The organism is Streptomyces sp. NPDC002564 (assembly GCF_042889645.1).
Lineage (GTDB): Bacteria > Actinomycetota > Actinomycetes > Streptomycetales > Streptomycetaceae > Streptomyces.
In genome coordinates this window covers 45,743-64,199 of the sequence record NZ_JBIARE010000005.1, presented here as the reverse complement: position 1 = coordinate 64,199, position 18,457 = coordinate 45,743, and the positions used below count along the sequence as shown (strand labels likewise).

18 protein-coding genes and 2 pseudogenes are annotated in these 18,457 nt (G+C 72.2%); 12 read left to right on the top strand and 8 right to left on the bottom strand.

Annotated elements, in window-relative coordinates; genetic code table 11:
- Window positions 1-24: 24 nt before the first annotated feature.
- The 3 genes from ACFYXE_RS19080 to ACFYXE_RS19070 all read left to right on the top strand — a co-directional run bounded on the left by ACFYXE_RS19080 (window position 25) and on the right by ACFYXE_RS19070 (window position 4,608).
- Entirely contained in the window at window positions 25-744 is a 720-nt protein-coding gene (locus tag ACFYXE_RS19080; protein WP_389313774.1) for a TVP38/TMEM64 family protein, read from the top strand.
- A 602-nt stretch (window positions 745-1,346) separates the two neighbouring features.
- A complete protein-coding gene (locus ACFYXE_RS19075) occupies window positions 1,347-2,219 on the top strand; it encodes an undecaprenyl-diphosphate phosphatase (RefSeq protein ID WP_389313772.1) in 873 nt (290 codons plus the stop codon).
- 1,438 nt (window positions 2,220-3,657) lie between these two features.
- Window positions 3,658-4,608, top strand: a complete 951-nt coding sequence (locus ACFYXE_RS19070; RefSeq protein ID WP_389313770.1) for a sulfotransferase — start codon at window positions 3,658-3,660, stop codon at window positions 4,606-4,608.
- Between the two features lie 105 nt (window positions 4,609-4,713).
- Here ACFYXE_RS19070 and ACFYXE_RS19065 read toward each other — a convergent pair whose 3' ends face one another.
- Complete coding sequence (locus tag ACFYXE_RS19065; protein WP_389313768.1) at window positions 4,714-4,980, bottom strand: hypothetical protein; 267 nt, start codon at window positions 4,978-4,980, stop codon at window positions 4,714-4,716.
- A gap of 63 nt (window positions 4,981-5,043) precedes the next feature.
- Here ACFYXE_RS19065 and ACFYXE_RS19060 point away from each other — a divergent pair.
- Together ACFYXE_RS19060 and ACFYXE_RS19055 are read left to right on the top strand one after the other, a co-directional pair.
- Window positions 5,044-5,346: pseudogene (locus ACFYXE_RS19060) on the top strand (sigma-70 family RNA polymerase sigma factor); the annotation flags it as partial.
- Window positions 5,347-5,712: 366 nt separating this feature from the next.
- Window positions 5,713-6,135 carry a nuclear transport factor 2 family protein gene (locus ACFYXE_RS19055; RefSeq protein WP_389313766.1) on the top strand — a complete coding sequence of 141 codons (423 nt, stop codon included), beginning with the start codon at window positions 5,713-5,715 and terminating at the stop codon, window positions 6,133-6,135.
- Between the two features lie 119 nt (window positions 6,136-6,254).
- Here ACFYXE_RS19055 and ACFYXE_RS19050 read toward each other — a convergent pair.
- Window positions 6,255-6,744 (bottom strand): annotated as a pseudogene (locus ACFYXE_RS19050) (IS5 family transposase); the annotation flags it as partial.
- A 603-nt stretch (window positions 6,745-7,347) separates the two neighbouring features.
- Window positions 7,348-7,722, bottom strand: a complete 375-nt coding sequence (locus tag ACFYXE_RS19045) for an SH3 domain-containing protein (protein WP_389313764.1) — start codon at window positions 7,720-7,722, stop codon at window positions 7,348-7,350.
- Window positions 7,723-8,012: 290 nt separating this feature from the next.
- Here ACFYXE_RS19045 and ACFYXE_RS19040 point away from each other — a divergent pair, with 290 nt between their 5' ends.
- Window positions 8,013-8,150, top strand: coding sequence for a hypothetical protein (locus tag ACFYXE_RS19040; protein WP_361173469.1), 138 nt, complete (start codon window positions 8,013-8,015; stop codon window positions 8,148-8,150).
- 24 nt (window positions 8,151-8,174) lie between these two features.
- On the opposite strand, the gene ACFYXE_RS19035 is transcribed toward ACFYXE_RS19040, so the two are convergent.
- Window positions 8,175-8,381, bottom strand: coding sequence for a hypothetical protein (locus ACFYXE_RS19035; RefSeq protein WP_361173472.1), 207 nt, complete (start codon window positions 8,379-8,381; stop codon window positions 8,175-8,177).
- A gap of 716 nt (window positions 8,382-9,097) precedes the next feature.
- On the opposite strand from ACFYXE_RS19035, the gene ACFYXE_RS19030 reads away from it, so the two are divergent.
- The 4 genes from ACFYXE_RS19030 to lnt all read left to right on the top strand — a co-directional run bounded on the left by ACFYXE_RS19030 (window position 9,098) and on the right by lnt (window position 12,875).
- Window positions 9,098-9,277, top strand: coding sequence for a hypothetical protein (locus ACFYXE_RS19030; protein WP_361173475.1), 180 nt, complete (start codon window positions 9,098-9,100; stop codon window positions 9,275-9,277).
- Between the two features lie 65 nt (window positions 9,278-9,342).
- On the top strand, window positions 9,343-10,032 hold the full coding sequence (locus tag ACFYXE_RS19025) for an NUDIX hydrolase (protein ID WP_389313761.1): 690 nt from the start codon (window positions 9,343-9,345) through the stop codon (window positions 10,030-10,032).
- Window positions 10,033-10,231: 199 nt separating this feature from the next.
- The gene (locus tag ACFYXE_RS19020; protein ID WP_389313759.1) at window positions 10,232-10,759 is read left to right on the top strand and encodes a nuclear transport factor 2 family protein; all 528 of its coding nucleotides are present in this window, start codon (window positions 10,232-10,234) and stop codon (window positions 10,757-10,759) included.
- Window positions 10,760-11,072: 313 nt separating this feature from the next.
- Window positions 11,073-12,875 (top strand): apolipoprotein N-acyltransferase, encoded by a 1,803-nt coding sequence (gene lnt / locus ACFYXE_RS19015; protein ID WP_389313757.1) that lies wholly within the window; start codon window positions 11,073-11,075, stop codon window positions 12,873-12,875.
- Here lnt and ACFYXE_RS19010 read toward each other — a convergent pair.
- From ACFYXE_RS19010 to ACFYXE_RS19000, 3 genes are all read right to left on the bottom strand, one after another.
- Window positions 12,799-13,704 carry a Gfo/Idh/MocA family protein gene (locus tag ACFYXE_RS19010; protein WP_389314644.1) on the bottom strand — a complete coding sequence of 302 codons (906 nt, stop codon included), beginning with the start codon at window positions 13,702-13,704 and terminating at the stop codon, window positions 12,799-12,801. The two genes, lnt and ACFYXE_RS19010, sit on opposite strands and share 77 nt — an antisense overlap.
- A gap of 167 nt (window positions 13,705-13,871) precedes the next feature.
- Complete coding sequence (locus tag ACFYXE_RS19005; protein WP_389313755.1) at window positions 13,872-14,039, bottom strand: hypothetical protein; 168 nt, start codon at window positions 14,037-14,039, stop codon at window positions 13,872-13,874.
- A 180-nt stretch (window positions 14,040-14,219) separates the two neighbouring features.
- On the bottom strand, window positions 14,220-15,029 hold the full coding sequence (locus tag ACFYXE_RS19000; protein WP_389313753.1) for a TioE family transcriptional regulator: 810 nt from the start codon (window positions 15,027-15,029) through the stop codon (window positions 14,220-14,222).
- A gap of 69 nt (window positions 15,030-15,098) precedes the next feature.
- Between ACFYXE_RS19000 and ACFYXE_RS18995 the strand changes: the two genes are divergently transcribed.
- Window positions 15,099-16,310, top strand: coding sequence for an erythromycin esterase family protein (locus ACFYXE_RS18995; RefSeq protein ID WP_389313751.1), 1,212 nt, complete (start codon window positions 15,099-15,101; stop codon window positions 16,308-16,310).
- A gap of 30 nt (window positions 16,311-16,340) precedes the next feature.
- Here the strand turns inward: ACFYXE_RS18995 and ACFYXE_RS18990 are convergent, their stop codons facing one another.
- On the bottom strand, window positions 16,341-17,585 hold the full coding sequence (locus ACFYXE_RS18990) for an FAD-dependent monooxygenase (RefSeq protein ID WP_389313749.1): 1,245 nt from the start codon (window positions 17,583-17,585) through the stop codon (window positions 16,341-16,343).
- A gap of 151 nt (window positions 17,586-17,736) precedes the next feature.
- On the opposite strand from ACFYXE_RS18990, the gene ACFYXE_RS18985 reads away from it, so the two are divergent.
- Window positions 17,737-18,330: a TetR/AcrR family transcriptional regulator gene (locus tag ACFYXE_RS18985; protein ID WP_389313747.1), complete on the top strand. Its 594-nt coding sequence runs from the start codon at window positions 17,737-17,739 to the stop codon at window positions 18,328-18,330.
- Window positions 18,331-18,457: the final 127 nt, after the last annotated feature.

Sequence of the window (18,457 nt, the reverse complement as noted above, 5' to 3'; positions counted from 1 at the left end):
ACCCGGGCCGGTTACTCTTCCCGGATGTCCCAGACCGCAATCGTCCGTCCGCAGGGCCTCGCGGGGCGCTGTGCAAGGGCCCTGCTCTCGCCGTGGTCGCGGCTGTCCCTGCTGGTGGTGCTGCTGGCAGCGGCGGCGACCTGTGTCCTGGTCTTCGAGCCACAGAGACTTCTCTCCGACGGGTGGCCGGCGCAGCTGGGCGGCGCGACCGCGGTGGCCCTGTTCGCCGTGGCGTACGGGGTGTGCACCGCCGCGTTCGTGCCGCGCCCGCTGCTCAATCTGGCCGCGGGGGCGCTGTTCGGCTCGCAGGCCGGTCTCGGCGCGGCGATCGCCGGCACGGTGCTCGGCGCAGGGATCGCCTTCGGGCTCGGCCGGATGCTCGGCCAGGACGCGCTGCGCCCGCTGCTGCGGGGCCGCTGGCTGAAGGCCGCGGACGGGCAGCTGAGCCGGCACGGGTTCCGCTCCATGCTGGCGGTAAGGCTCTTCCCGGGCGTGCCGTTCGCCGCCGCCAACTACTGCGCGGCGGTGTCGCGCATGGGCTGGCTGCCGTTCCTGCTGGCCACTGGCCTGGGCTCGATCCCCAACACCGCCGCGTACGTCATCGCGGGTGCCCGCGCGTCGACACCGACGTCGCCCGTCTTCCTGATCGCGATGGGGTTCATCGCGGTGACGGGTCTCGGCGGGGCGACGGTGGCGTGGTTCAAGCGCCACCACTTCCGCGACCGCTCGGCGCCGCCCCGCTAGGACGTGCCGCGGGAGTCGTGCCGCGAAAGTCGCCGGAGCGCTTCGAGGACCGTGCCCGGCCCCTGGTCGGCGACCTGCTCGACGAGAGCGCCGACCATGCCGTCCGATGGAGGTGCGTACGACCTCGAAGATCACGACCTCACGCATCCTGCGGGCCCCTCCCGACATCCCGACGACGCGTCAGCGACGGTCCGGTGAACGGCCGATGAAGTACCGGGAGGCCCGCGCCGCGCCACGCGTGTGCGGGAACGCTCCGGTGCCGGTCCTCACCTGCGGCGACGCGGTCCGCCACGGCGATCCGGCCGCGCGACGGCGGGCGCCGGGGCGGAATACGGCGGGCCCGGCGCCGTTCCCCGCGGCGGCTCGCGCGGCGCGGCCCACGGACGGCCCTCCCACCGTCCCGTAACCCAGGAGCGCTACGCTGCCCCCGACGAGGGAGGTGATCACCCCTCGCACCCAGGCGTCACGCCCCTTCGCACAGCACTCCTGCCGCACACGTCGCAGCACCACTCCGCGGCAGCCACCTCCACCGCCACGCCCCTCGATGACCGCCACGACCGCACACGCGGTCCGATGATCAGTACTTGGACGGCTCAGTTTTCATGTCTTGGCTTGAATCCTTCATCCTCGGACTCGTCCAGGGACTGACCGAGTTCCTCCCGATCTCCTCCAGCGCACACCTGCGGCTGACCGCGGCGTTCGCGGGCTGGCACGATCCCGGGGCCGCGTTCACCGCGATCACGCAGATCGGCACCGAGGCGGCCGTACTGATCTACTTCCGCAAGGACATCGCGCGGATCCTGTCGGCCTGGTCCGGCTCGCTCTTCGGCAAGGTGCCGCGCTCGGACCACGACGCGCAGATGGGCTGGCTGGTCATCGTCGGCTCGATCCCCATCGGCGTCCTCGGCATCACGCTCAAGGACCAGATCGAGGGCCCCTTCCGTGACCTGCGCCTGATCGCCACGACGCTCATCGTGATGGGCATCGTCCTCGGCATCGCCGACCGCCTGGCGGCCCGCGACGAGGAGGGCGGCAAGCACCGCGCCGTACGGGACCGCAAGAGCCTGCGGGAACTCGGCGTCAAGGACGGCCTGATCTTCGGCATCTGCCAGGCGATGGCCCTGATCCCGGGCGTCTCCCGCTCGGGCGCCACGATCAGCGGCGGCCTCCTGATGGGTTACACCCGCGAGGCCGCGGCCCGCTACTCGTTCCTCCTCGCCATCCCCGCGGTCCTCGCGTCCGGCGCGTACGAACTCAAGGACGCGGGCGAGGGCCACGTCTCCTGGGGCCCGACGATCTTCGCCACGATCATCGCCTTCGTGGTCGGCTACGCGGTCATCGCCTGGTTCATGAAGTTCATCACGACGAAGTCCTTCATGCCGTTCGTCTACTACCGGGTCCTGCTCGGCATCGTGCTGTTCGTACTGGTGGGCATGGGGGCGCTGAGCCCGCATGCGGGGGAATCCGGCGGCTGAACCAGGGCCGCGCAGCCGGCGCTACCGTGCATTTCCCAGCGCCTGATTGCAGCTCCCGCCTCCCCAGGGCGTGTGCATCGGCAAAGCAGGGGATGACAGGGAAGGGTCCGCACAGCCGTGCGGACCCTTCCGTGCGGCGGCCGACCCGGGTCAGTCGGGGCCGAGGCGCGCCAGCAGGCCCTGGACACGGCCAACGTCCGACTCCTCCGGGCAGCCAGGCCACGCCTCGAAGGTAGAGCTCGGCAAGCACATCGGGCGTCCGCGCTCTGAGGAACTGACTGCCTTCGAGCCCGCAGTCTTCCAGGAGCAGCTGTTCTCGCAGTAGGCGCGTCGCGCAGCTCGTCTCGCCCGAACAAAGGTCCTCTCACGACACTCACAGGAGCCTCAATGCGGCAGCAGGCCGTGCTCGACTGGGTCGGCCAGGGCTGCCCCGACGGAGTGTGGCCGGACAGCACATACAAGGGCAGCGCACAGGCTCTGCAGAGCTGCGGACTCATCAGAATCACTGAACGACGTGGGCACGGAGCGCCCAGCTCACCGACAAAGGACGGCAGGATCTCGCCGAACGCGGCATCTGCCTCATGGAGCCGAACACTGCCCCCCCCTCAGCGGCCCGGTCGCAATCCGGCACCGGCCATGCCCCAAGAGCGCGGCAAAGGCCCGTACGCCCTACACGGACCAGCCCCTCGACGAACTGGCCGCGCACAGCGGCTGCCTCATCAAGCCCATCGAATCTGGCCCACACGCAGTGAACTGGGCGTCACGGGTAAGCGTCGCCCGCAAGTCCGGCCGGATCCCCCGCACAAAGAAGCTCTACGGATACCGAACCCACCGCGGCTACAAATCAAGCTCGTCGACATTCGCGCCTGGCGTCTCGCCGAACTCACCCCGCTGCCCGTTCCTGCCGGACTCACCAAACCCAACTCCGTCGTGGCCGCCCTCCAACAGCAGCCACAGCCCATGGGGCTCACCGAATCCATCCAGGGCCAAGCCCTGCGCATCATTCAGGCCCTCACCACCGCCACAGAAACACAAGGCTATAAGGGTGTGGCCGCCTCAGGCAGCTGACCTGCCAGTGCCGGCATCGGGCTGATCAGCGTCCAGCGTTGGTCCGACCGCGCTGCCAGGCGGGCCCAGCCGGGCTTCCGTCAAGTCCGTTCACTCGTCCGCGTGAATGCCTCATGAGTCGGGCTTGCTGCTTTGAGCCCCGGTGCGACCCGGCTGGTCAGGGACGTGTTTTGCGCAGGTGGCGTGTGGGTGTCTGCGAGGTGTTCCCCGGCCCCGGGGTACGAGCTGATCGGTGACTTACTGTCATGCCCGGTTAGGGTTCGCTGACATGTAGGAGGGTTTTGTGCATCTCACCTTCGTCGTGGGGAGCGGCCGTTGTGGGTCGACGATGCTCTCGCGTGCCTTGCAGGCCCATCCCGATGTGCTGAGCATGAACGAGTTCTTCACCTCCCTGGCCTGCCGGGGGAACGCGGCGTTCGAGGGCGCAGTGGTCGACGGGCGGGAGTTCTGGTCCCTGCTGAGCGGTCCGGCCCGTCCGCTCGATGCGATCGCGGCCTCCGGCTTCCCCATGCCGGAGTTGCTCTACCCCTACACCCGCGGACGTTTCCGCCCGGAGACCGGCGTGCCGGCCATCTCGCACATGGCCCTGCCCGCGCTCACGGCCACCCCCGACGCACTGCACGACGACCTCGCCTGCACGGTCCCCGGCTGGCCGGCCCGGCCCGCGGCCGACCAATACCTCGCGCTCTTTGCCGAACTCGCCGGGCGGCTCGGCGGTTGCGTGGTGGTGGAACGCTCGGGTGCCTCCCTCGCCTTCCTCCCGGCACTGCGCGCCATGTTCCCCGAAGCCCGCTTCGTGCACCTGAGCCGCTCCGGCCCCGCGTGCGCCATGTCGATGAGCCGCCACATCGGCTTCCGCACCCTGCTGCTGCGGACCGAGGCCATGACCCTGCTCGGTCTCACCTCGCCCTTCCAGATCGGCCCCGAACACGCCGCGTCCCTGCCGCAACACCTGGCCCACCTGGCCGGCGACGTGGACTGCGAGCTCGTCATGCGCTCCGCGATCCCCCTGGCGGCGTTCGGCACCTTCTGGTCCGGCCTGATCACGCAGGGAGTGGACCAGTTGCTGCAGCTTCCCGCGGACCGGCGCATGGCCCTGTCCTACGAGGACATCCTCGATGCCCCGGAGCACCACCTGGCCCAGCTGGCCGCCTTCGCCGGAGCCGAGCCCCACCCGGCATGGCTGAGCGACGCCGCCGCGTCCATCGTCCGCACCGACCGTCCGCCGGTCACCGACCCCGACACCCGCGCCGCCTGCGCCCCCGGAGAGCTCGCCCTGGAACGGCAGAACAGGCTCCTGTCCACCGCCGCACCCGCCTGACCCGTTCCCCCTGCAAAGGGAGCTCGGCCCGCGAAGGACCTGCCACCGCCCCTGGCACCCTCTACGAACGGGTACCAGGGGCGGTGGCGTGTGCGGTGTGACAGGTCAGCAGGTGATCAGCAGGGCGGCGACCGCCGTGCAGTTGGCCGTGGCCTTGCCGTTTCCGGCATTCGGGTCGGTGGGGCTGCTGGTGGTGCGGGTGGCGGGCAGCGCCCCTGACCCCACCGGACCGGGCAAGCTGCTGCTCGTGCTCGTCGCCGCGATGGCGGAGAACGAGCGGGAGAACATCCGCGAGTCCACCCTGGAGGGGCTCGACACCACGGCCCGCAAGGGCAAGGACGGCGGCCGGCCCCCGGTCATCACCGACGACATGCTCCACATCGTCCTGCGGCGCCGCGCGGGCGGTGAGTCCGTCGAGAGTGGGCCTTCGTCCAGCTGGCCGCCACACCCGCCGGACCCGAACGCGACGTCCTGGTCGCGGACCTCGTGGAGGCATGGCTGCCGATGGCGCACCGGCTGGGCACCAAGTTCCGGGGCAAGGGCGCGAGCCTGGACGACCTCAAGCAGGTCGCAGCCCTTGGCCTGCTCAAGACCGTGGACCGCTTCGACCCGGACCGCGGCGCCTTCGCCCCCTATGCGGTGCCCACCATCACCGGGGAACTGCGCCGCCACTTCCGCGACCAGAGCTGGGACGTGCACGTGCCACGTATGGTGCAGGAGCTGCACAACCAGGTCCGCCGCCAGGCCACCGCCCGGCCCGCGCTTACCCGGGCCGCCTGACGCTGCCCCGGCGCCCCGCATCAGCGCCGTAAACCGCCCCTCCAGCCGAACGCGGTCAAGCACCCACGGCTCAGCCGATCCAGGGGCGCAGGATAGGTGTCGATCACTGGGGCACTCCGTGGTGCTGTGATCAATTCCGGCCCTGTTTTCTAATCCATCATGCTTTGTTACTTTCTGTAGCTTTCCTGGTGGTAGGAGACCGACCTGATTCCCCCGCGGAGGGTGGTCACATCCGGCGGGTGATCATCAGTCCTCTGCCGCTGCCCGCTCAATCCCGCCGGCCGGCGGAACAGCCCATCCCTTGACGCAACCGGAGGCAGATCCATGGAGGCTCCACAAGAAGTCAGCGCATCCCGAAGGGATCTGTTCGCCCTGCTGGAAGACGTTGACACCGTCGACGAGTTCTTCGCCCACCTCGCGGACGACGTGCGGTGGACCCTGCACGGCCGGCATCCGCTCGCCGGGCAGTACCGCAGCAGAGCGGAGTTCATTCCGGCCACGATCGGCCAGGTCCGGCCCCTGCTCTCCGGAGGACTGCGATTCGACATCAAAGCCCTGCACGGCGACGGGCCGGTGTCCGTGGTGGAGATGCAGGGTGTCGGCGTCGCTCTCGACGGCGTTCCGTACGACCCCTTCTACGTCTGGGTCTGCCACTTCGACTCACAAGGCGACACCATCGTCGCGGTCGACGCCTACATCGACTCCGTCGTAGTCGCCGACATCCTGAACCGCCTGGCACCCCGCTAAGAGGTCGTTTCGTCCTGTTGTTTCATCCCGTGACACGTATTCGATACGGGGATGTCGGCTCCCGCCAGGGAGCGGTGCTCTCGCCGGTGAGGCTGCGGGCAACGAGACAGGCCGGTCATGGCGAGGTGGATCATCGCTTCGGAGCGGGGCCGGGCGGGCCTCGTAGTCGCGGGCCAGCGGGTGGCGATGCCCCGCCACTGCTGCGAGCGGTTGATGCACCGCTCGACGGTATTGCGCTGCCTGTACGCCCTCGCGGTCGAAGGCGGGTGGTCTGCCACCTCGGCTGCCGCGCCGCAGCCGGTAGCCGCGTTGATCGGCCGGAACGGGAATGACCGCCCGGATTCCGCGCTTGCGCAGGTGCTCACGGATCGCGCGGGAGGAGTACACCTTGTCGGCCAGGACCACGTCCGGCCTGGTACGGGGACGTCCTCGCTGCCGAGGAACGCGGAGACGGGCCATGACGTGAACGAAGGCGGCTGCGTCACCGGCCTGTCCGGCGGTGAGCACGAAGGCCAGTGGTCGGCAGTGGGCATCGGAGGCGAGGTGGATCTTCGTGGTCAGTCCGCCGCGAGACCGGCCGATGGCATTGTCATCGGGCTCGCCGGCCGGGGCTCAACGCCGGGCTCCTCTGATGCGACCGACCAGCCCGCGCGTTCGTACCACCGCGGCCCTCGCCGCCCTGCTCCTCGCCGCCCTGACCGCGTGTGCCGGTGAAGACGGCGAGCCCGACGAGAAGTCGGCCGTAAAGGCGCAGGCGTCGAAGTCGCAGGAGCCGAGCAACGGGGACGATGCCAGGACGTTGAAACTCGGAGAGCCCTCGCGGACCGTCGGTGAGAACGGCACGGGCGTCCTCCAGATCACGCCCGACACGATCACGCCCGACACGATCGCGTACGTGCGGGAAGAGCGGCGAAGACGCTGCGGAGAACGGCGTCTTCGCCGTGGTCACGCTGAAGGACAAGGCGATGACGGCCGACGAGGTCGCGCCGATCAGCGGTGGGGGTTGGAAGTGGACGGCGCCCGACGGGGAGGCCGTCGACGTCGGCGGCGGCGAGTCGTACAACGTCGTCGTCGACCGGTTCAACAACGAGGATCCCGTGCAGCCCGGAACCTATCAGCGGTGGCTCCGGGCGTTCGACCTCACGCCCGCGCAAGCGAAAGGCCCCGCGGGGATGGTGCGTGATCCCGAGGCGACGGCACGCGACGTGCGTGTCAGCACTTCTCCGCGGCCTCTGGGGGGACCGCGAGGAGGTAGTAGTTGGAGACCCAGCCCTGCCAGTTGGTGGTGTTGACCCGGATGTGCCACCACCGGGTGTCCCCGTGGACGTTGGTGCCGTTGGTCCAGCAGTGGAAGTACACGCCGTCGTCGTAGTTGAGCGCGCCGGTAGAACCGCAGCTGGTGTGCGGACCGGTGCGGACGTTGACGCCGTTGCCGATGATGCGGCCGGTCTTGGACGACTTGTTGCTGTAGCCGTGGCTGCAACTCTTCACGTCGGCGGCCGACGCCGGTGCCGCGACGAGCAGTGGTGAGGTCATGAGCGCGAGGGCGCCGACGACCATTCCGGTCTTGCCGAGCAGAGTGCGCATGTTTCCCCCCGGTGAGGTGACGTGGTCACGCACCAGGGTGGCGGTGGGGCGGCCCGCGCGTCGTCGACCGAGGGAGGTATTCGGGTAAACCGTCGCGGTACGCCTGTACTCTTCGCCCGTTTCCGGGTAGCCGTCGGCCGTCCGTCATGCCCACCCCGCACCCGCGCGCGGCGCCACACTGGTACAACCGTGACAAGCCGTCGCAAGGCGCGCCGATGGGGGCGCGTCGTGCTGCCGTCGGCCGCAGGGGTGTGTCGGCATCTCTGCTCAGCGTCCCCGTGACAGGAGTCGTGGCGCCCGTGACACTCGCCCTCTACCTCCCCGGCTCGGGCGGCGCCGCCCCGCGCTGGCTCCAGATCGCCGTCGGCGTCGTGGTGCTCGGCCTGGTCGCCGCCCGCCTGTGGTTGTTCTTCCGCCGCCGGAAGTAGCCGCCTCCTGCCCGCCCGTACGCGTCAGGCGGAGGAGCCGTGCCGATCGTCGGGATGGAGGACCAGCCGGATGGCCCCCGCGGCGATGGCCGTGAACGCGCCGATGGTGATGCCGAGTGCCGCCGGGGCCGGGGCCCCCGCGGTGCTTGCCGTGGTGAGCACGGCGCCGGTCGCGGCGGTCGTACCCGCGGCCAGGACGACGATCCGCTTCGGGCTGGGGAGCTGGTACACGGGGCCTCCTCCTGCAGGAGTGGTGGTGCCGTCGTGCGGCCGTGGGCCCTCGACGGCGCTGCGGCGACGGCATCGCTCGACCACGTGTCCGACCGGGTGCAGCCGGAGCGGCGAGGATGCCGACGACCGTGGGATTCGCGTACCCGGTCCGCACTCCGGCAAGCGGCCGACCCGGCCTTCTGAGACGGTCGCGCGACCGGTGTAAAGCCGCCGGAGCCGCGGAAGTCGCCGGAACCCCTCGTGCGAAGCCACCCGCGCACAACCACCTAGGTGCAACCGCGGCCGGAGCCGAGCTCGACGGCCGCCACCTCCCCCGACATGCCGCTGGCGTCGGGGGGCAATGGTCGCCCGACGCCAGCGGCCGCGTGGGGCGGGCCGGACGGGGGTGCCGGACCGTCCCACACCCCTACCTACACGCCGAGGTGCCGGGGCGGATGCACCCCCGACGGATTTCTTCGGCCCCGGCTGCGGGGCCGGCGCCCCTCAGGACTGGGGACGGCTGCCGTGGTTGGCCGCGTGCTTGCGGCGGGCCTTCTTCTTGCGGCGTCGCTTCGAGGACATGGCGCCAACCCTTCCGTAGGGGAATCAGTGCGTATTTCTGGTTTCCACCGTTCCATATCGGTTCGGGGAGGGCGACCGGGCCCGACGATCACATGGTGGAGGTGTGCGGTAGCTGACAGTTCCGATTGTCGTAGCCATCCCCTAGGCTTGGCGCCATGCCCTTAACCCCACCACCCCATGGTTCCGCGCGCTCTTCCGTCGAACTCAACGAGCGGATTCGCGGCCTGTGGCTGCGCACCGGCGGCAAGCTCTCCGCCGAACAGCGCCGGGAGTACGAGCAGTTGGTGACGGAGTGGGCCGCCGCGGTCCGCGCGGAGGTCGTGAAGGCCGCTTAGGCCGACCCGGCGGGCCGGAAGGCCGACTCGACGGGACGCAGGGCGGGACACGGAAGGGCACATCGTTGGAGTCGTTCCGCGTCGATCCGGGCGTCCGCATCGAGTCCGACGCCCACGTCGAGTCGGAGATCCATGTCGATCCGGGCGTCCACGTACCGGTGCCCGCACCCGGTGAGACCTGGGCCGTCGGCGCCGTCATCCTCGACGCGCAGGGTCGCGCCTTCGCCCAGAAGCGCGGCCCCGACCGCCGCCTCTTCCCCGGCCGCTGGGACATCGTCGGCGGCCACGTCGAGCCCGGCGAGGCCCTGCTCGACGCGCTGGCGCGCGAGATCGAGGAGGAGACCGGCTGGCTGCTGCGGCGCGTGCGGAGGTTCCTCGGCCTGGTCACCTGGGCGGGCGACGACGGCTGCGGGGTGCGGCACGAGGCCGACTATCTCGTCGAGGTCGCGGGGGACCTGGCCGAACCCTCCCTCGAATGGGCCAAGCACAGCGCGTACGGCTGGTTCGGACCCGACGACCTGGATGCCCTCACCGAAGTCACGGAGGCCACGAAGGGACCGGCGGTCCCGGAAGGCTCAGGAGGTGCGGCAGGCGCAGGAGGCGCGGGAGGAGGTGCGGCAGGCGCAGGAGGCGCAGGAGGAGGTGCGGCAGGCTCAGCAGAAGAGGAGAGCGGTGGTTCCGGCGACACCATGATCCGCGACCTCGTCGCTCGCGCCCTCGCCGCGGCGGTGGAACCGCCCGCGACCTCCTCGTAGCCACCCTCGACGCCTCCTCGTAGGCCCCCCACACGACATACGCCTGCCCCCACCACCCCGCCACCCCACCCGCCTCCGACCTCGCGCCGACACGCCGCCCCGCCTCGACGCGACCAGGTCGTCCGAGTCGACCCCACCGCCAACTCTTCATCCCTGCACGCCTCTTGGCTCGGCACCCCCCGTGCCCAAGACTGATCGGATGACGCAGCGCGTGGAACTCGCCGCCGTGATGGACCGGTTGGCCATCGATGCCCTCATCACCGAGTACGCGGTGACCGTCGACGACGGCGACTGGGACGCCTACCGACAGCTGTTCGCACCCGGGGGGCGCGCCGACTACCGCTCGGCGGGCGGCATCGAGGGAGGGTTCGACGAGATAGCGACGTGGCTCGCGGAGACGATGCGGATGTTCCCGATGCGCCAGCACGTGATCGCCAACCGCAGGCTCGACTTCGGCACCCTGGATCAGGACACCGGCGACACCGCCCAGGTCCAGGCCGACTACCTCAACCCGATGCGGTTCGCCGAACCCCCAGACGCGGCACCCGACGACGCGGCACCCGACCCGAACCGCTCCACCGCCCCGGACTTCGTCTGCGGCGGCCGTTACGCCTTCACCGTGCTGCGTACGCACGCCGGGTGGCGGCTGCGCCGCGTGGTCGTCACCGAGAAATGGCGGCGGCTGCCCGGCGAGGGGCGGCCGCCGGAGAAGACCCGGGACAGCTGACCCCGCGCCGCACCCGACGCCTCCCCTTGCACCTCTCCTAAGGCCTCCCCCTGCACCTCCCCTAATGCCTCCCCCTGCACCTCCCCGGATGTCTCCCCCGGCGGCCTCCCCTGATGTCTCCCCCAGCACCCCCTGACTTCTCCCCGGCCCCTCACCAGGTGGCTCCCCCGGCACCTCAGACACCGCGCGCCACCCTCACCCGGACTCCGCCCCTCCGCCCCCGACCGCAATCGAACGCACGCCCACTGTTCTAGATCGTCCGGGACGCGCACACTGGAGGCGACCCGGCGTCGGGGACCGAGGGAGGCGCTGCATGGATCTGTTCGGCGACGGCCGGTGGGAGCGAGACCGGTGGGAGCGGCACGGGCGGCGCACCGCGCGGCTGCTCGCGTCGCGCTGGTGGCGCGGCGGCTTCGCCGTCACGGCCGGGGCGCTGCCCGCCCTGGCGTTCCCCGCCCCGTCGCTGTGGTGGTTCGCGTACGCCGCGCTCGTGCCCTGGATGCTGCTGGCCAGGTCGGCCCCCACCCCGCGGCGCGCCGCGCTCGACGGGTGGCTGGGGGGCCTCGGCTTCATGGTGGCCGTGCACCACTGGTTGCTGCCGAGCCTGCACGTCTTCACGGTCGTGATAGCCGCGCTGCTCGGTCTGCTGTGGGCGCCCTGGGGCTGGCTGGTACGCCGGTTCCTCGGCGGCACGCCCACCCCGGGACGGGCCGCGGCCGCACTCGTGGTCCTGCCTTCCGCCTGGCTGATGGTGGAACTGGTGCGGTCCTGGCAGGGACTGGGCGGGCCGTGGGGGCTGCTGGGTTCCAGCCAGTGGCAGGTGGCACCCGCGCTGCGCCTGGCCTCGGTCGGCGGGGTGTGGCTGATCAGCGCGTTCGTCGTGGTGGTGAACACGGCGGTGGCGCTGCTGGTGATCGCGTCGGCCGCACGCGCCGTCGGGTCGCGGTCGGTCCTGCGGCCGGTCCCGTGGCCCGCCGTCGTCCGGCCGCGCTCCCCGGTCACGGGGTCACCCGCAGCGACGTCGCTGCGGACGATCGCGCCGCTCACCTTCAGGAGCTCCGGCACCCCCGGAAGCGGCGGCACGTTCCGGAATGCCGGTCCCGGCCTGGTCGCCGTCCCCGCCGTCGTCGGCATCCTCGCCGTGACCGCCGCCACGGCGGCTGCCTGGGCGTGGGCGCCGCGCCCCGAGTCCGCCGGGCGGGCCCGCGTCGCCGTCGTCCAGCCGGGCGTCATCGACGGGGCCCGGAGCGCCGACCGGCGGCTCGCCCGCGAGGAGGCACTGACCCGCACGCTGGCGGGCCGGGACCTGGACCTCGTCGTCTGGGGCGAGAGCAGCGTCGGCTACGACCTGGTCGACCGGCCGGACGTCGCCCGCCGGATCGCCGCGCTCTCCCGCGAGGTCGGCGCGGACATCCTGGTGAACGTGGACGCGCGCCGCTCCGACCGGCCCGGCATATTCAAGAGTTCGGTCCTGGTCGGCCCGGAAGGACCGACCGGCGACCGGTACGACAAGATGCGCCTGGTGCCCTTCGGCGAGTACGTTCCCGCGCGGTCGCTGCTCGGCTGGGCGACGTCCGTCGGCAAGGCCGCGGGCGAGGACCGCAGGCGCGGCGACCGGCAGGTCGTCATGGACGTCGGGCAGGGCCTGCGGGTCGGACCGCTGGTCTGCTTCGAGTCGGCGTTCCCCGACATGAGCCGCCGGCTCACCCGCGACGGCGCGCAGTTGCTGCTCGCGCAGTCCGCCACCTCGTCGTTCCAGTCGAGCTGGGCGCCCCCGCAGCACGCGTCGCTCGCGGCGATGCGGGCCGCGGAGACGGGCCGCCCGATGGTGCACGCGACCCTCACCGGCGTCTCCGCGGTCTACGCCCCGGACGGCTCGCGCGTCGGCTCCCCGCTCGGGACGTCGGCGAGCGCGGCGGCGGTGTACGACGTGCCGCTCGGCACGGGCGTCACGGCGTACGTGCGGTGGGGCGACTGGCCCGTGCGGGCGGCGCTGGTCGTTCTCGTGCTGCTGTGCGCGGTGGAGGGGCTGCGGATCTTCAGGCGGCCTGTTCCCGAGCGGCCCGGACCACTCGCTCGCACAGTTCATGGGTCGCCAGTGCGTCCCGGGCGCTGAGCACCTTCCCCGCGCGGACGGCGTCGAGGAAGGCGAGCACCACCTGCTCGATGCCGCGCTGCCGGGCCACCGGCACCCAGTCGCCGCGCCGCCGCACGCTGGGCTGGCCCTTGTGGTCGACGACGTCGGCGAGGTTGAGCACCTGCCGCTTGGTGTCCTGGCCGGAGACCTCCAGGATCTCCTCGGTGGAACCGCTCAGCCGGTTCATCACGCCGAGCGCCGTGAAGCCGTCACCGGCCAGCTGCAGCACGACGTGGTGCATGAGGCCGTCCTCGACGTGGGCGCGCACGCCGACGTGGTCGACGGGCCCCGGCGCCAGGAAGCGCAGGGTGTCCACGACGTGGATGAAGTCGTCGAGCACCAGCGTGCGCGGGTCCTCGGGCAGGCCGACGCGGTTCTTCTGCATGAGGATCAGCTCGCGCGGGTGCTCGGCGCACTGGGCGTAGGCGGGCGCGTGGCGGCGGTTGAAGCCGACGGCGAGGCTGACGCCGCGGTCCTCCGCGAGACGCACCAGGCGCTCGGACTCGGCGAGTTCGTAGGCGATCGGCTTGTCGACATACGTCGGCACGCCCGCCTCGACGAGGCGGGTCACGATCTCCGGGTGCACGGCGGTCGGCGCGTGCACGAAGGCGGCGTCGAGACCCTGGTCGAGCAGGGCGTCGAGGTCGGTGTGGCAGCGGGTGTCCGGGATGTGGTGCGCACCGGCGACGTCGGCGAGGGTCGCGGGCGTGCGCGTCTGCAGGTGCAGCTCGACCCCGGGCTGGGTGGTCAGGACGGGCAGGTACGCCTTCCGGGCGATGTCGCCCAGGCCTATGCAGCCGACCTTCAGTACCCGGCCTTCGCCGTCGGACGCCGCCTCGACCACGCTGTTTGCAGTCACAGTCACTCTCTGGGTAGGCCTGGGCGAGCCCTGATCGGGCTCGGTTTCACCGTCCCTAGATTGTCACCCGTACGGCGCTCCGGCGGCAGCGGGAGGGCGGCGGCCCCCGTCGGCGGTCAGCTCGCCTGGGTCTCGCCCGCCCGCCGCGGCCAGTGTCCGGCGCCGTACCAGTGGTGGTGGTCGCCGTGGTGGCCGGGCGGAAGACAGCAGCGGGCCTCGCTGCCGGGCTTGCGGATCCAGCACAGGACCGTGATGGTCACGCGTTCCCGCTCGGTCTCAGGCACGGGAGGCCTCCCCCACGCGGGTGGCCGTCTCCTGTCGGCGGGGGCCGCGCGCGGGATGCGTCGGCTCCGTGGGTCTGTGCATGTCGACACTCCGGCTGTCGTCGTACCGCGTCCTGCTGCCGTCCAGCCTCGGCCACCTGCCCGCCGATCGCGATCAGACGCGGCCGGTACGGGGACCGTTCACCCTCGTCCGCACTCCCGCTCCCGATCCTCACCCTGATCCCGATCCCCATCCCGCTCCCGCAGGTATGCCGCCAGTTCGGCGGCGCCCGTCAGCAGGGCAAGTCCGCGGGCGGTGAGGCGGGCGTGCCAGTCCCGCAGGGTGGCCGCCAGCGGCTCCGGCCCGCCGGCCGTACGCACCTGCTCGATCAACGGGCCGATCTGTGCGAGGAGGTGACCGCCCCGCCTGAGCTGGTGCGTCAGCCGGGCGTCCCGCACGGCGGCCTCGTCGTAGACGCGGTACCCGGTCCGCGCGTCGCGGCGGGGGCGGACGAGCCCGGCCCGCTCCCAGGTGCGCAGCGTCGCGGGCCGGATGCCGAGCTCCGCCGCCAGCGCACCGACGAACACGTCGGCGGCGCCGGGGCCCTGCCCGGTCCCGGTCCTTCGCGCGGGCGCCCGCCCGTCCGCCGCCGTCGCGGCCGGCGCCAGATCCCGCAGGGCGCGCTCCACCGCCTGCAGGGTCCTGCGGTCGTCGAGGAGCTGAGCGTGGCTCTCGTCGATGAGGTGGTACGCCTCCTCCACCGCGTCCCGGTGCACCGCCCGCATGATCGAGGTCGCCGTCGGGTGGCCGTGGCCGGGCAGCAGCGCGAGGAACGTGCCCAGGGCCTGTTCGTGCCGCCGTGTGTAGGTGCGGTGGCCGTGGGGGGTGCGGTCGGCGGTCGGGAGGATGCCGGCCGCCTCGTAGTTCCGGACGGCCTGGGTCGACAGACCGTGCCCGCGGGCCAGATCGACCGGCCTGAGCCGTCGGCTGCTTTGAAGCTTTTTGCCCATGTCCCCGCTATATCCCCGCTGTCTTCGTGCCAAAGTTTCCACCGAATCTTCAACGATAGCGTTGAGGGCATGGCCACCGACATCACGGACACCGCCCACGCCCTCGAAGCCTCCGCCGTCATGAAGCTGTTCCCCGGCCGCCCCCGGCTGCTCGCCCTCGGCGAGCCGACCCACGGCGAGGACTCCCTGCTCGACCTGCGCAACGACCTCTTCCTGCGACTGATCGAGGAGAAGGGCTACCGGACGGTCGCGATCGAGAGCGACTGTCTGCGGGGCCTGCTGGTGGACGCGTACGTGACCACGGGCCGCGGCACCCTCGACGACGTCATGCGCGGCGGGTTCAGTCACGGCTGGGGCGCCTCCGCGGCCAACCGCGAGCTCGTACGCCGACTGCGTGCGCACAACGAGGGGCGTCCCCCGCACGAGCAGGTCCGCTTCGCCGGTTTCGACGGACCGCTGGAGATCACCGACGCGGCGAGCCCCCGGCAGGCCCTCACCGCACTGCACGCGTACCTGTCGGCCTCGGTGGACGCGGAGCTGCTGCCCTGCTCCGCCGAGGCTCTCGACCGGTTGCTCGGCGCCGACGACGCCTGGACCACGCCCGCCGCCATGACGGATCCGGCCCGGTCCGTGGGGCGTTCGGCCGAGGCCAGGGAGCTGCGCCTGCTCGCCGACGACCTGACCGCGCTCCTCGACACGGAGATACCGCACCTGCTCGCGGCGACCTCCAGGGAGGACCTGGATCGGGCCCGCCTGTACGCGCGCACCGCCACCGGCCTGCTGCGCTACCACTTCCGGATGGCCGACCCCGCGCCGCACCGCATGACCCTGCTGGTGAGCCTGCGGGACCAGATGATGGCCGACAACCTCCTGGCCCTGGCCGAACGGGGCCCGACGCTCGTCCACGCCCACAACGCCCATCTCCAGCGGGACAAGAGCTCGGTGCGGATGGGCGCCGCGCCCCTGGCGTGGTGGGGCGCGGGCGCGCTCGTGAGCGCCCGTCTGGGCGAGCGGTACGGGTTCGTGGCCACCGCCCTCGGCACGCTCCGGCACCACGGCGTGGACGTTCCGCCGCGGGACTCCGTCGAGGGACACCTGTACGCGCTGCCGGACGATCCCTGCCTTCTCGACGCCCCGCGGCTGGCCACGGCCCTCGGCGCCACGTCACCGGTCCCGCGCCCGTCCCCGTACTACGGATACGCCCCGCTCGACCCGGCGCACCTGTCCCGCATGGACGGGGTCGTGTTCGTCCGGGATGTTCCGCAGGGCGGGGTCCGGTGATCGGCGAGCCCGGTGGGGCGGCCTGGCGGGCTAGTGGGGAGCGGCGGGCGCCGGATGACCGTCGGCCGAAGCGACCGGGGCGACCGGGGCGACCTGGGCGATCGGTGTGGCCTGCGGCGGATGCCAGTCCGTGAGCGAGGTGAAGCTGCGCAGGACGGCCCCCGGGGCCACCCGCACGGCCGTCGACACGAAGGCGTCGCGCAGGGCGACGAGCGGGGCTGCGGTGAGGTGGGTGACGCGGGACGCGCGGGCCGCGCGCCGGACGATCTCCGACGTGCGCGGGACGCGGGCCGCGCCGTAGGCCGCGAGGCCCGCGGCGAGGTCTCCGTGCGGGGCCGCGTGGTGGGCCAGCACGACTGCGTCCTCGATCGCCTGGTTGCCGCCCTGGCCGAGGCTCGGGGTCATGGCGTGCGCGGCGTCGCCGATCAGCACGACGCGGCCGCGGTGGTGGCGGGCGAGCGGGGCCGGCAGGTGCCGGACGTCGTTGCGCAGGACGTCCTCCGCCCGGACCTCGGCGATCAGCCGCGGGATCGGGTCGTGCCAGTGGCCGAACCGGCGTTCCAGCTCGGCCTTCTCGCCGTCGGGCGCCCTGCCGCCCTCGGGCACACGGGCCGTTCCGTACGCGTACACCCTGCCGTCCTTGAGCGGCTGCGTGCCCCACACGCCGCCCCGCCCCCAGGTCTCGTGCGGCGTGAAGGGCACGTCGGGCGCCGGGACGACGAACCGCCACGCGGTGAATCCGGCGTACGCGGGGCGGGGGTGGTCCGGGAAGAGGGCCCGGCGGACGGCGGAGTCGATGCCGTCCGCGCCGACGACGAGGTCCGCCCCGCTGTCCCCCTCGTCGGTGGTGACCACGGCACGGCGGCCTGCGGCACCGGGGTCCGTGACGGCGGCCCGCGTGCCGGTGCGCAGCGCCCCCTCGGGCAGCGCGGCGACCAGCAGGTCGACGAGGGTGGCGCGGTGCAGCATCACCAGGGATCCGCCGTACGCCGCTTCGGTCTCCGCCGCGGTCGTGCGCACCAGCCAGCGGCCGTTCTGCGCGCGCATCCCTCCGTCGCCCTGCCAGGCGGCGAGGCCGCGCACCTGCTCCCCGAGGCCCAGGACGTCCAGGGCGCGCCGGCCGTTCGGGGCCAGGCCGATACCGGCTCCCACCGGCTCCAGGGCGGCCGCCCGCTCCAGGACCGTGACGTTCCATCCCGATTCGTGCAGGCCGATGGCCGCGCTGAGCCCGCCGATACCGGCGCCGATGACCACGGCGTGGGGCTGCTTCCTCATGACTCCTCCTCCGCGGTGCCGCACGCCGTCGCCCGTACGCCACAACCGCCGCACGTGCGCCACGGACGCGGCACCCATCCGCTCACTACATCCGTAGTGGGCGAGGACATGACCGTACTACAGCTGTAGTCAGGGAGGTAGGGTTTCTGTCATGTCCGTACGCAGCACGGGAGCCCCCCGCACCGAACTCATCGCCGACGCCGCCCTCGCCCTCCTGGCGGAACGCGGCATGCGAGGCCTCACCCACCGGGCCGTGGACGAGACGGCGGGCCTGCCCCAGGGGTCCACGTCCAATCACGCGCGCACCCGGCTCGCCCTCCTGGAAGCGGCGGTACGGCGGCAGGCCGAGCGCGAGGCGGAGGTGCTCGACCCGGCCGAGCTGCCGGACCCGACGGCCGGCCTCGACCAACTGGCCACCGGCCTCGCCCTGGCGCTGCACCGCTACCTCACCGGCGAGCACCGCCGACTCCTCGTGTCCCGGTACGAGTTGGCCCTCGAAGCCACCCGCAGGCCGGAGCTCCGCGCGTTCTACGACGCGACGGGCGCCCAGTTCAGGGAACCCCTGGAGGCCCTGCTCCGGGCTGCGGGCTCCCCGACTCCCGAGCGTCACACACTGTCCCTGGTGGCGTGGTGCGACGGCCTGATGTTCTCGTGCGTGGCGGGGTCGTACCACGCCACGGTCCCGGCGCAGGAGGAGCTGCGGACGAGCGTGGGCGAGCTGTTGCGCGGCATGCTGGACGACTGAGCGAGCCCGCCGACGGCGCTCGGGGCGTGCGCCGCCGTCACCCGTGAACCTCGGGGCGTGCGGCGCCGTCACCCGCGAACAGCACGGCCGCCGCCCCGCCACCGGTGCCTGCGTCACCTGGGGCGGC